Below are 12,917 nucleotides of genomic sequence, written 5' to 3' on the forward strand. Positions count from 1 at the left end.
CCCGCTGCGGCGGCGATCGGTGAGCTGGGCGGGGGCGCGGCGGGCGGTGGTGGCGAGGGCGGTAGCGGTGGCGGCAATCGGTGAGCCGCCGGGGCGAGGGGCGCCAACAGGCTGCCGGGGAGGCCGCGCCTCTTGTCGAGCGTCCGCCGCTGCCTCTGCCCGCCGGGGCGAGGGGCGCCACCGGCCGCGGCGGAGCCGTCACCTTGCTGGCGTGCCGGGTGCCGTCCCCTGATCGGCGCCGTGCACCGAGCGCCCTCCGGCTCGCCCCGGCCATCGATTGGTCTGGACCCATCACCTGCACGGCGGTGTGCCGCCCGTGATCTTCGCGCTATGGTCCAGTCCACTGAGGGCCGGAGGTGCGACGTGGCACGAAAGTTGTTCCGGGCGGTGCTCCTCACCGCCACCGCGATCACCGCGACCGCGCTGCCCGCGACGGCCACGGCCGCCACCGAACCAGCCACCCCAGAACCCGCCGCCACCGCCTCGGCCACCCCCACGCCAGCCACCGCCCCTCCAACCGCCACCGCCGCGATCTGCGACAAATACTGCGACGCCAGAGACCCGGCGCTCAGCCCGGGTGACCGCCTCGCCACGTCCGCCTCCTCCGGGACCCGCCGCTTCGAGCTGCACTTCGACGACGGCGACGACATGGGCTGGGCCGCGGTCACCGGCAGCGCCGCCGGGGACCAGGTGTGGCTCGACCGGTCCTTCGACGGGGGCCGGACGTGGGCGTCCGGCAGCAGGCTCGGCAACACCACCACGCCCTCGGGCTACTCCGGCTGGCGGACCCTGATGTACAACGTCGACGACTGGAACAACCGCGGCGTGGGGCTGTTGCGCGCGTGCGGCCAGCCCGTCGGCGGCGGCATCACGTGCACCGGCTGGGCGCGGACCACCTGGAACGCGGGTGACCGGCGCACGGCGGCGGCGACCGCGTTGATGGGCTTCTACAACCAGGGCACCGGACTCTTCGACACCACGGGCTGGTGGAACTCCGCCAAGGCGCTCACCGCGGTGATCGACAACATCCGCGTGACCGGGATGGGCAGCTACTCCTACGTCATCGCCAACACCTACGACCGCAACGTCGGCGCGCAGGGCGGCAACTTCACCAACGACTACCTCGACGACACCGCGTGGTGGGGCATGGCGTGGGTGGCGGCGTTCGACCTGACCGGCGACGCCCGCTACCTCACCACCGCCCGCGCCGACGCGGACCACATGGCCGCGTACTGGGACGGCATGTGTGGCGGCGGGGTCTGGTGGAACACCTCCCGCACCGCGAAGAACGCGATCACCAACGCGCTCTACATCCAGCTGAACGCCGCGCTGCACAACAGGATCGACGGCGACACCACGTACCTCGCGCGGGCGCGCGACGGCTGGGCCTGGTACTCCGCCTCGGGCATGATCAACTCGCAGAACCTGGTGAACGACGGCCTGGACCTGAGCACGTGCCGCAACGACGGCAAACCGGTGTACACGTACAACCAGGGCGTGCCGCTGGCCGCGCTCACCGAGCTCTACCGCGCCACCGGCGACAGCGGTCTGCTCAGCAGGGCGCAGGCGATGGCGAACGCGTCCACCACGAGCACGTCGCTCAACAGCAACGGCATCCTGCACGACCCCGGCGACGCTCCGGGTGGCGGCGGCCCCGACGGCCCGTCGTTCAAAGGTGCCTACGTGCGGGGGCTGGCGCAGCTCAACGCGGCCCTGTCGAACCATCCGTACACGACGTACCTGCAGCGGCAGGCCAACTCGGCGTACGCGAACGACCGCAACACCGCCGACCAGTACGGCCTGATGTGGGCCGGTCCCCTCGACTCCCCGGACGCGGCCCGGCAGCAGTCGGCGCTGGACCTCATGAACGCCGCTTGACCGGAACGCACCCGCCCCGGTAAGCGTCATAGCTCACGGCTGAGGGGGGTGCGGCATGTCCGACGGCAACCCGCTGGTGGCGCAGGCGCAGTCGCAGACGACGGCGGTCACGGGGATCGGGATCGCGGAGTCGGCGGTTGATCTGGCCAATGGGGTGAAGGACGGGTCGTGGGTCGAGTTCGGTATGGGCGCGCTGGGTGTGGGCCTGGAAACGTTGTCGATGGTGATCGACCCGATCGGCACGTTGGCGCAGTACGGGGCGTCGTGGTTGATCGAGCACGTGCAGCCGTTGAAGGAGGCGCTGGATTGGTTGGCGGGGGATCCGCCGGTGATCCAGTCGTTCGCGGATACGTGGGCGAATGTGGCGGGGGAGGTCGGTGCGGTCGCGGGTGATTTGTCGAATGAGACGGTCAACGGCACCGCGGGCTGGACGGGTGAGGGTGGGGATGCGTATCGGGCGCATGTGGCGGAGCAGAGTGACGCGATCGCGGGGGCGGCGACGCTGGCGGATGGCATCTCCACGGGTGTGATGGTGATGGGCCAGGTCGTGGCGATGGTGCGGGAGACCGTGCGGGATCTGGTGGCCGAGTTGGTGGGCAAGTTGATCTCGTGGGTGCTGGAGGAGGCGTGCACGCTGGGGTTCGCGACGCCGTTGGTGGCGGCGCAGGCGACGACGGCGATCACGAACGCGATCAGCAAGGTGTCGGATCTGATCCGGAAGCTGGTCAAGACGATCGGGAACGTGACGCCGAAGATCCGCCGGATCGTGGACAAGCTCGGTGAGATCATCGAGAAGTTGTCGAAGCTGGGGCGTAAGTTCGCCCGGCGTGCGGATGGGGCGACGCTGCCCTCGGGGGCGAAGTCGATCGACACGCCGGAGTTGCACGCCCCGGACGCGCCACACACCCCGCACACCCCGGACGCCGACGTGCCGGGCGGCACTCACGCCGGCGACGGCACGACCACCGCCGGCCGCGAGGGCTCCCTGCGTTCGGACGCCGCGGAGCCACGGGACCGCGCCCAGGAGGTCACCGGCCGGTGTGGCGGTCGCGAGCCGATCGACCTCGCGACCGGCGAGATGTACCTGACGCAGACCGACGTCGACCTGCCGGGGATCCTGCCGCTGCTGCTGCAGCGCACCCACATCTCCTCCTACCGGTCCGGCCGCCTCTTCGGCCCCACCTGGGCGTCCACTTTGGACCAGCGGCTGGAGTTCGACGACGACGGCGTGTGCTACGCGGGGCCGGACGGGGTCATCCTCGTCTACCCGAGGGGCGACGGCGTGCTGCCCGTCGTGGGGGCGCGCTGGCCCTTGCACCACTCGGCGACCGGCTCCACCCTCGTCCAGCCGCAGACCGGGCGCACCCTGCACTTCGGCCCGCCCGTCGCGGGCACCGCGAAGCTGGCCGCGATCACCGACCGCACCGGGCACCGGATCGACCTCGACTACGACGACACCGGTCTCGTGCGGCGGGTCCGGCACTCGGGCGGTTACGTGGTCGACGTCGAGACGCGGCGAGGGCTGGTCGCGGGCCTGTGGCTGGGCGAGATCCCGTTGGCGCGCTTCGACTACGACGACGCTCGGCGGCTCGTGACGGTGATCAACTCCTCCGGCCTGGCGTTGCGCTTCGGCTATGACGCCGAGGGCCGGATAGTCGAGTGGGTCGACCGCAACGGGCGGTTCTACCGGTACCACTACGACGAAAACGGCCGGTGCGTCCGCACCGAGGGCAGCGCCGTGTGGGGCACGATCGCGTACGACCCCCTCCGGCGGACCACCGTCGAAACCAACTCGCTCGGCGAAGTCACCACGCACCAGTTCAACGAGGCGCACAAGCTCGTGCGGCGCGTGAACCCGCTGGGCGCGGAGATCTCCCAGGAATGGGACGCCGAGGACAGGTTGCTGTCCTACACGGACGAACTCGGCCGCGAAACCCGGTACACGTACGACGAAAACGGCAACCTGACGCGGATCCGGCGTCCGGACGGCACGGTCCTGACGTCCGTCCACAATGAACTGAACCTGCCGGTGAGCATCACCGGACCCGGCGGCGCCACCACCACCTACACCTACGACGAGCGCGGCAACCGCACCTCGGTCACCGACGCCGCGGGCACCCGCACCCTGCTGTCCTACGACGAGCGCGGGCACCTGACCAGGATCGTCGACGGGCTGGGCAACGCCCATCACGTCGTCACCAACGACGCTGGGCTCCCGATGGCGGTGACCGATCCGGAGGGCGGCACCGTCCACTACACCCGCGACGTCTTCAACCGGGTCACCAGCGTGACCGACCAGCTGGGCGGCGTCACGCGCTACACCTGGACGATCGAGGGGCTGCCCGCGTCGCGGACCACCCCGGACGGAGCGGTGGAACGCTGGCGCTACGACGGCGAAGGCAACCTCGTCGAGCACATCGGCCCGACCGGGGCGCGGACGACGTACGAGGTGTCCGGCTTCGACCAGGTCGCGGCGCGCACGACGCCGGACGGGGCCAGGATCGGCTTTCGCTACGACAGCGAGCTGCGGCTGGTCGAGGTGACCAACGCCGCCGGCGCCACCTGGTCCTACCGCTACGACGCGGCCGGGAACCTGGTGGGGGAGACCGATTTCGACGGCCGTACCGTCACGTACCGGCACGACGCGGCGGGGCAGCTCGTCGAGCGTGTCAACGGGGCGGGCCAGAGCGTGCACTACACGCGCGACGCGCTCGGCCGCGTCGTCGAGCAGCGGGCGGGGGACCGCGTCAGCCGCTTCACCTACCGCGCCGACGGCGAGCTGATCGAGGCGATTAACCCGGACGCGGAGGTCCGGTTCGACCGCGACGTCCTGGGCAACGTGCTGGCGGAGCACTGCAACGGCCGCACCCTGCGCAACACCTACGACGCGCTCGGGCACCGCACGAGCCGCACCACGCCGGCGGGCACGGTCAGCACCTACCGCTACGACTCGCGGGGTTTCCTGTCCGCGCTGGCCATCGGCGAGCACCTGCTGGAGTTCGCGTACGACCCGGTCGGCCGCGAGCGCACCCGCCGGCTCGACGGCGCGGTCACGGTCGCGCAGAGCTGGGATGCGCAGCACCGGCTCACCGGGCAGGTCGTCAGCGCGGGCAACCCGTCCGGTCCGGACCGTGTGCTGCAGCAGCGCGCCTACCGCTACCGCGCCGATGGAGCGTTGACCGCCGTCGACGACCTGTTGCGCGGCACCCAGACCTACGACCTGGACGCGACTGGCCGCGTCACCGCCGTCTCCGGCCGTGGCTGGCGGGAGACGTACGCCTACGACCCGGCGGGAAACCTCGCAGGAGCACGGTGGAGCACGCCGGGCAGCGGCGACGACGAGCGGCAGGGCGAGCGCGTCACGGCGGGCACGCTCGTGCGGTCCGCCGGGCGCACCGGCTACCAGCACGACGCGCAGGGCCGCGTGGTGCGCCGCACGCGGCACGGCCTGTCGGGGCAGCGCCGAACCTGGACATATACGTGGGACGCCGAAGACCGGCTCACCGCCGTCACCACACCCGACGGGCACGTGTGGCGGTACTCCTACGACGCGCTCGGCCGCCGCATCGCGAAACTCCACTACGGCCCCGGCGCGACCGAGCTGATCGAGCGGACCGACTTCACGTGGGACCGCACGGTGCTGGCCGAGCAAACCACCTCCGGCGGGACGACGAGCTGGGACTACGAGCCGGGCAGCACGCGCCCGGTGGCGCAGGCCGAACTGACGCGGGACGAAGTGGACCGCCGGTTCTACGCGATCGTGACCGACCTGGTCGGCACCCCGACGGAGCTGATCGATCCCGGTGGTGCGATCCGCTGGCACGCCCGCACCACGTTGTGGGGTGCGCCGACGTTCACCCCGCGTCAGGCCGCCGACTGCCCGCTGCGGTTCCCCGGGCAGTACCACGACGCGGAAACCGGGCTCAACTACAACTACCTCCGTTACTACGACCCCGACACCGGGTCCTACGCGTCCCCGGACCCGCTGGGGCTGGAGGCGGCGCCCAACAACCACGCGTACGTCACCAATCCAGCCACCGCGGCCGACCCGACCGGCCTGATCCCGTGCGACGTGGCGGACGACCTCGCGGCGTACCGGCAGCGTCAGGGCATGCCGGTCGCCGGGTCCGCCGAGGACGCCCACACCGCGGCCCGGCTCGACGTCGACGGCCAGTCGTTCTACGGGCGCAACGGACACGGCATGGACATCGACATCAGGGCCAACGCGCAGACCAAGACCCACGCCGAGGCGCAGGCGTTCCAGGAGGCGAAAAACGCTGGTGTCGGCGGGAAAACCGGCACGCTCTACGTGGACAGGGACTTCTGCCGCGCGTGCGGTCCCAACGGTGGCGTCGGCTCGCTCATGCGCGGGCTCGGCCTGGAGCGGCTCGAGGTCCACACGCCGTCGGGCCGCTATACAATCGACGCCACGAAACGCCCGTCCATCCCGGTGCCATGGTCCGAGGGGTAACACACGATGCAGCTGTCAGTCGACACGTGGGACGGCGTGCACGTCTCGTTCGTCGAGATCGAGGAGCCCACGCTCGAGCAGGTCCTCGAGGCGGTCGACCAGCTCGACAGCAAGATCCACACGGAGGTGTCCGTCCGCCGCGACGAGCCCTTCGAGTACCTGACGATCGCCGGGGGGCCGGAGTACTTCCTCGTTTCGGGCGAGGGGCGTGACGGGTCGTTCCCGCAGCTCACCACGCCCGACGCGGGGGAGGGCAAGGTCACGCTCGTCGTGGGCGGCCAGAGCAGCGAGTTCAACCTGACGGACGTCGTCCGGCGTGACCGCATTCCGGGCGCGGTGCAGCAGCTTTTCGACGGGCTGACCGAGGACCTGCCCACCCCCTGGGTGGTGGAGTAGCGCTTCCGCCAGGCAGCCGGGTAGCCGCTGCCCGCCGCTGGGCACGGCCGCGCAGGTCGCCGCGAGTGGCCCGGCAGGCGTTGGGGCGGTGGCATCGCCGCGGATCGCCCGCCGCCTCGACGGCGGTGACCGGCCACGCCGGGAACCGGCGGCGCAGGGGCAATCTCCAGGCGGCCGCGACCATCGGCGGTGACCGGCCGCGCGAGACCGAGGGCACGGTGGTGTTTCCGGCATCTCTGTGCACCGCGAAGCGTTGCGGCATCGGCGGTGACTGACCGCGCCAGAACCGGGGGCGCGCACGGCGGCGGTCCCGGGCGCCCGCGACCACCGCGAGGCGCTGTGGCACCGGCGGCCTCTGGTCGCGCGGGGGACCGCGGGCACGGTGGCGGTTTCCGGCATCTCCGTGCACCGCGAGGCGCTGCCGCACCGGCGCTGACCTGCCACGCGAGGCCCGAGGGCACGGCGCCGATCCCCCGCCGACCACCGCGAACCACCGCCCGCGAGGGCGACCGCCCCCGGTGATCACCGCCCCGGCGGGCGTCCCGTGCTGCCGCGCACGATGAGCTTCGGCTGGACCACGTGGTCGGCCGGGGCGCGGGCCGGGTCCTCCAGTCGCGCGACGACCGCCCGCACCGCGAGGTCCGCCTGCCGGTCGGGCGCCTGCGCCACCGTCGTCAGGTCGATGTGCGACAGCTGCGCCAGCCGGCTGTCGTCGAAGCCCGCGACCGAGATCTCGCCCGGCACGGCGACCCCGGCCCGCTTCATCGCGTCCAGGAAACCCACCGCACACCGGTCGTTGCCGGCGAACACCGCGGTCGGCATCGCCGCCCGGTCCGCGAGCAGGCTCTCCGCCGCCTGCGCGCCCGACTCCTCGGTCTGGTCCCCGGGCAGCACCCGCGCCGACGCCTCCAGCCCGTGCCGCCGCATCGCCGCGCGGTAGGCCCGGCGCCGCTCCGCCGAACCCGGCCCGCTGCCGCCGTCGATGTGCACGATCTCCGTGTGCCCCAGCTCCACCAGGTAGTCCACGACCTCCCTGGCGCCACGGGCCTCCGCGGTGTGCACGGTGTCGACCTCGCCGTCGGCGTCCCCGCGGCCGACGACCACCGTGGGCACCCGGCGGCCCAGCTCGGCGACGTAGGACCCGTCGAGGTTGGGGCCCAGCAGGATCACGCCCTCGCACCGGTGGCTCAGCAACGCCTCCACCGCCGCCCGCTCGTCCCGCGTCGGCACCGCCGCCGACAGCAGGATGTCGTACCCCAGCTCCTCGGCCGCCGGGTAGATGCCCTCCACCAGGTCGGCGTGGAAGGGGTTGCGGACCGTCATCATCACGCCGAGCACCTTGCTGCGGGACCGCGCCAGCAGCTGCGCGGCGCTGTCCGGCCGGTAGCCCAGCTCCCGCGCCGCCGCGAACACCCGCTCCCGCGTCTCCTCGCTCGGCCCGCGTTCGTTGCGGAAGACCAGCGACACGAGCGCGCGGGACACCCCGACGCGCGCCGCCACGTCCGCCATGGTCGGACGGCCGCGCTTGCCGCCGTCGCCCCGGGTTCCTTCGTCCATCTTCCCCTCGCCAGGTCTTGACACGCTCCTGTCGCCGGGCCCATAGTACCGGCTACTAGAGCGCGCTAATAGAGCGCGCTAAGCGAGACCGCGGCACAAGGAGGTGTGGAGGTGACCAGCCACGACGCGGGGTTCGACCTCCTGACGATGGGCCGGATCGGGGTGGACGTCTACCCGCTGCAGACCGGCGTCGGGCTGGCGGAGGTCACCTCGTTCGGCAAGTACCTCGGCGGCACGGCCACGAACGTCGCGGTCGCGGGGGCGCGCTACGGGCTGCGCTCGGCGGTGGTCACCAAGACCGGCGCCGACCCGTTCGGGGTGTTCCTCCGCCGCGCGCTGACCGGCTACGGCGTGGACACCCGGTTCGTCGGGACGAGTGAGCACCTGCCCACGCCGGTGACGTTCTGCGAGATCTTCCCGCCGGACGACTTCCCGCTGTACTTCTACCGCTTCCCCAAGGCGCCGGACCTGGACATCGCGGTGGACGACCTGGACTTCGACGCGATCAGGACCGCCAAGATCTTCTGGGTCACCGTGACCGGCCTGTCGCAGGAGCCCAGCCGCGAAGCGACGCTGGCCGCGCTGGAAGCGCGGGGCCGCCGCGGTACCACCGTGCTGGACCTGGACTACCGGCCGATGTTCTGGCCGTCGCGCGAGCACGCCAGGGAATGGGTGGGCAAGGCGCTCGGGCACGTCACGGTCGCGGTCGGCAACCTCGACGAGTGCGACACCGCGGTCGGCACGCGTGATCCCCGCGAGGCCGCGAAAGCCTTGCGGGACAAGGGGATCAGCCTCGCCGTGGTCAAGCAGGGGCCGGCGGGCGTGCTGGCGGTGGACGACTCGGGCGAGGTCGAGGTGCCGCCGGTGCCGGTGGACGTGGTGAACGGCCTCGGCGCGGGCGACGCGTTCGGCGGGGCGTTGTGCCACGGCCTGCTGTCGGGCTGGGACACGGCGCGGATCATGCGGTTCGCCAACGCCGCCGGCGCACACGTGGCCGGGGAGCTGGCGTGCTCCGACGCGATGCCGACCGAGGAACAGGTACTGCGGAAGCTGGGAGGAACGGGTGTCTGAAACAGTGCGGCGGATCGTCGAACGCCGCGTGCGTGAACCGGAGGCGATCGCGGAGGCCGCCGCGAACCGGGTGCGGGCGAAGTCCCCGTTCAACGACCGGGGCCGCACGATGATCATCGCCGCGGACCACCCGGCCCGCGGCGCGAACGCCGTCGGCGGCGATCCGCTCGCGATGGCCGACCGGGGCGAGCTGCTGGAGCGGCTGTGCCTGGCGCTGGACCGCCCCGGCGTGACCGGGGTGCTGGCGACGGCGGACGTCCTGGAGGACCTGCTGCTGCTGGGCGCGCTGGACGGCAAGACCGTGCTCGGCTCGATGAACCGCACGGGCCTGGCGGGCTCGGTGTTCGAGATCGACGACCGCTTCGCCTGCTACGACGCGGAATCCCTGGAGCGGATGCGGTTCGACGGCGGCAAGACGCTCACCCGGATCTGCCTGACCGACCCGGCCACCCCGGGGGTGCTGGAGAACACCGCCAAGGCCGTGAACGAGCTCGCCGAACGCGGGCTCATCGCGATGGTGGAGCCGTTCCTGTCGGAGTGGCGGGACGGGCGGCTGCACAACGACCTGTCCCCGGAAGCCGTGATCAAGTCGATCACGATCGCCTCCGGGCTGGGCCGCACCTCCGCCTACACGTGGCTGAAGCTCCCCGTCGTGGACGACATGGAGTGGGTGCTCGCGTCCTCGACGCTGCCCGCGGTGCTGCTCGGCGGCGAGGTGAGGGACCCGGACGCGGCGTTCGCGTCGTGGCAACGCGCGCTGGCCCTGCCGACCGTGCAGGGCCTGGTCGTCGGACGTTCGCTGCTCTACCCGCACGACGGCGACGTCGCCAAGGCGGTCGACACGGCGGTGGGGCTGCTGTGAACCTGTACCGCGAGGCGGGATCGACCGCCGAGAAGCCGTTCGACGTCGTCGTCACGCCGGAATCCGCGGGCTGGGGTTACTCGGGCCTGCGGGTGCTGGACCTCGACGGCGTACAGACAGTGTCCACAGGGGACAGTGAAACGCTGGTGCTGCCGCTGTCCGGCGGCTGCACCGTCGCGGTGGCAGGCGAGAGCTTCACCCTGCGCGGCCGTACCGGAGTCTTCGACGCGGTGACCGATTTCGTCTACTTGCCGAGGGATGCCGAGGCGACGATCACCGGGAGGGGCCGGTTCGCGTTGCCCTCCGCGAAGACCGGAAAGCGCTTACCCGCGCGGTACCAGCCCGCCGAGGCCACCCCGGTCGAACTGCGGGGTGCCGGGAACTGTTCCCGCCAGGTCAACAACTACTGCCTGCCGCACACGTTCGAGGCGGACCGGCTGCTGGTGTGCGAGGTGCTGACGCCGGGCGGCAACTGGTCGTCCTACCCGCCCCACAAGCACGACGAAGCCCGCGAAGGGGAGAGCGTACTGGAGGAGATCTACTACTTCGAGGTCTCCGGCGGCGGCATGGGCTACCAGCGGGTGTACGGGTCCTCGGACGTGCTGGCGGAGGTGCGCTCCGGGGACGTCGTGCTGATCCCGCACGGCTGGCACGGGCCGTCGATGGCCGCGCCGGGGTACGACCTGTACTACCTCAACGTGATGGCGGGTCCCGGTCCCGAGCGGGCGTGGCTGATCTCCGACGACCCCGCGCACGCGTGGGTGCGCCAGACCTGGGAATCGCGGGAAGTCGATCCACGCCTGCCTTTCGGGAGCGACCGATGAGACTGACCACGGCACAGGCGCTGGTGAAGTTCCTGGCGAACCAGTACTCCGAACGGGACGGGGTCGAGCAGCGGCTGATCCCGGGCACCTGGGGCATCTTCGGGCACGGCAACGTGGCCGGGCTGGGGCAGGCACTGCTGCAGTACCACCAGGAGATGCCGTACTACCTGGCCCGCAACGAGCAGGGACAGGTGCACGCGGCGGCCGCGTTCGCCAAGATGCGCAACCGCCTGCAGACCTTCGCCTGCACCGCCTCCACCGGCCCCGGCTCGACCAACATGATCACCGGCGCGGCGCTGGCGACCACGAACCGGCTCCCGGTGTTGCTGCTGCCCAGTGACATGTTCGCCACCCGCGCGCCGGATCCGGTGCTGCAGCAGCTGGAGGACACGCGCGGCGGGGACGTGACGGTCAACGACGCGTTCCGCCCCGTGTCCAGGTACTTCGACCGGATCACGCGCCCCGAGCAGCTGATCCCCGCGGCACTGGCGGCGATGCGGGTGCTCACCGACCCGGTGGAGACCGGCGCGGTGACCCTGTGCCTGCCGCAGGACGTGCAGGCGGAGGCGTACGACTGGCCGGAGGAGTTCTTCCGCCGCCGGGTCTGGCACGTCGATCGCCCCGTCCCGGCGCCGGAAGCCGTGCGGCGGGCGGTGGATCTCCTGCGGGGCGCGGAAAAGCCGCTGATCGTCGCGGGCGGAGGAGTGGTCTACTCCGAAGCCGAGCACGAGCTGCGTGCTTTCGCCGAAGCCACCGGCATTCCCGTCGCCGACACCCACGCCGGGAAGGGCGCGGTCCCGTGGGACCACCCGTGCTCGGTCGGCGGCCTCGGCTCGACCGGCACCACGGCGGCGAACGCCCTGGCCGCGGAAGCGGACGTCGTGCTGGGCATCGGCACCCGGTACTCCGACTTCACCACGGCCTCGCACACCGTGTTCGGCAACCCGGCGGTGAAGTTCGTGAACCTCAACGTCGCCCGCCTCGACGCCGCGAAGCACTCGGCGGAGATGGTGCTGGCGGATGCGAGGCGGGGGATCACGGCGTTGCACGAGGGTCTCGCCGGGTGGCAGGTGGACGCGGCCTACCGGGACCGTGTGCGGTCGCTCGCCGACGAGTGGCAAAGGACCGTCGACGCGTGCTTCACGGCCGGGCACCAGCCGCTGCCCGCGCAGACCGAGATCCTGGGTGCGCTCAACAAGGCGCTGGGCGACCGGGACGTCGTGATCAACGCGGCCGGCTCGATGCCCGGCGACCTGCAGATGCTGTGGCGGGCTCGTGATCCCAAGGCGTATAACGTCGAATACGCCTACTCCTGTATGGGGTACGAGATCGCCGCCGGGGTCGGCACCAAGCTGGCCGCGCCGGACCGCGAGGTGGTCGTGCTGGTGGGCGACGGCTCGTACCTGATGATGGCCCAGGAGCTCGTCACCATGGTCTCCGAGGGGCTCAAGGTGATCGTCGTCGTGGTGCAGAACCACGGCTTCGCCTCCATCGGCTCGCTGTCCGAATCGCTGGGCTCCCAGCGGTTCGGCACCTCCTACCGCTACCGCAGCCAGGACTCCGGTTTGCTGGAAGGGGACGTCCTCCCAGTGGACCTGGCGGCCAACGCGGAGAGTCTCGGCGCCACCGTGCTCCGCACTTCCACTGTGGACGAATTCACCGAGGCGATCGCGCGGGCGAAAGCGAACTCGACGACCACCGTCGTGCACGTGGAGACCGACCTGCACGGCCCGAACCCACCGGGCTCGGCGTGGTGGGACGTGCCGGTCAGTGAGGTGTCCGAACTGGACTCGACCCGGAAGGCCCACGAGAACTACGCCGCGCACAAGCGGCGGCAACGGCACTACCTGTGAGGAAC

At 71.6% G+C, this 12,917-nt stretch carries 8 protein-coding genes; 7 read left to right on the forward strand and 1 reads right to left on the reverse strand.

Annotated features, from left to right (window positions below; all coding sequences use genetic code 11):
* Positions 1-531: 531 nt before the first annotated feature.
* From ABFX51_RS14295 to ABFX51_RS14305, 3 genes are read left to right on the forward strand one after another with little or no spacing between them, the layout of a single operon-like run.
* The gene (locus ABFX51_RS14295) at positions 532-1,878 is read left to right on the forward strand and encodes a glycoside hydrolase family 76 protein (RefSeq protein WP_428832472.1); all 1,347 of its coding nucleotides are present in this window, start codon (positions 532-534) and stop codon (positions 1,876-1,878) included.
* 55 nt (positions 1,879-1,933) lie between these two features.
* A complete protein-coding gene (locus ABFX51_RS14300; protein ID WP_346053936.1) occupies positions 1,934-6,349 on the forward strand; it encodes a DUF6531 domain-containing protein in 4,416 nt (1,471 codons plus the stop codon).
* A 6-nt stretch (positions 6,350-6,355) separates the two neighbouring features.
* Positions 6,356-6,745, forward strand: a complete 390-nt coding sequence (locus ABFX51_RS14305; RefSeq protein ID WP_346053937.1) for a hypothetical protein — start codon at positions 6,356-6,358, stop codon at positions 6,743-6,745.
* Between the two features lie 522 nt (positions 6,746-7,267).
* Here the strand turns inward: ABFX51_RS14305 and ABFX51_RS14310 are convergent.
* On the reverse strand, positions 7,268-8,302 hold the full coding sequence (locus ABFX51_RS14310) for a LacI family DNA-binding transcriptional regulator (RefSeq protein ID WP_346053938.1): 1,035 nt from the start codon (positions 8,300-8,302) through the stop codon (positions 7,268-7,270).
* A 111-nt stretch (positions 8,303-8,413) separates the two neighbouring features.
* On the opposite strand from ABFX51_RS14310, the gene iolC reads away from it, so the two are divergent.
* From iolC to iolD, 4 genes are read left to right on the forward strand one after another with little or no spacing between them, the layout of a single operon-like run.
* Positions 8,414-9,373, forward strand: a complete 960-nt coding sequence (gene iolC / locus ABFX51_RS14315; RefSeq protein ID WP_346053939.1) for a 5-dehydro-2-deoxygluconokinase — start codon at positions 8,414-8,416, stop codon at positions 9,371-9,373.
* The gene (locus tag ABFX51_RS14320; protein WP_091514796.1) at positions 9,366-10,235 is read left to right on the forward strand and encodes a Cgl0159 family (beta/alpha)8-fold protein; all 870 of its coding nucleotides are present in this window, start codon (positions 9,366-9,368) and stop codon (positions 10,233-10,235) included. The genes iolC and ABFX51_RS14320 overlap by 8 nt, the downstream gene beginning before the upstream one ends.
* The gene (gene iolB / locus ABFX51_RS14325) at positions 10,232-11,059 is read left to right on the forward strand and encodes a 5-deoxy-glucuronate isomerase (RefSeq protein ID WP_091514799.1); all 828 of its coding nucleotides are present in this window, start codon (positions 10,232-10,234) and stop codon (positions 11,057-11,059) included. The genes ABFX51_RS14320 and iolB overlap by 4 nt, the downstream gene beginning before the upstream one ends.
* Positions 11,056-12,912 carry a 3D-(3,5/4)-trihydroxycyclohexane-1,2-dione acylhydrolase (decyclizing) gene (gene iolD / locus ABFX51_RS14330; RefSeq protein WP_091514801.1) on the forward strand — a complete coding sequence of 619 codons (1,857 nt, stop codon included), beginning with the start codon at positions 11,056-11,058 and terminating at the stop codon, positions 12,910-12,912. Before iolB ends, iolD begins: the two co-directional genes overlap by 4 nt.
* Positions 12,913-12,917: the final 5 nt, after the last annotated feature.

This window comes from Amycolatopsis dongchuanensis (assembly GCF_039542405.1).
Classification (GTDB): domain Bacteria; phylum Actinomycetota; class Actinomycetes; order Mycobacteriales; family Pseudonocardiaceae; genus Amycolatopsis_E; species Amycolatopsis_E sacchari.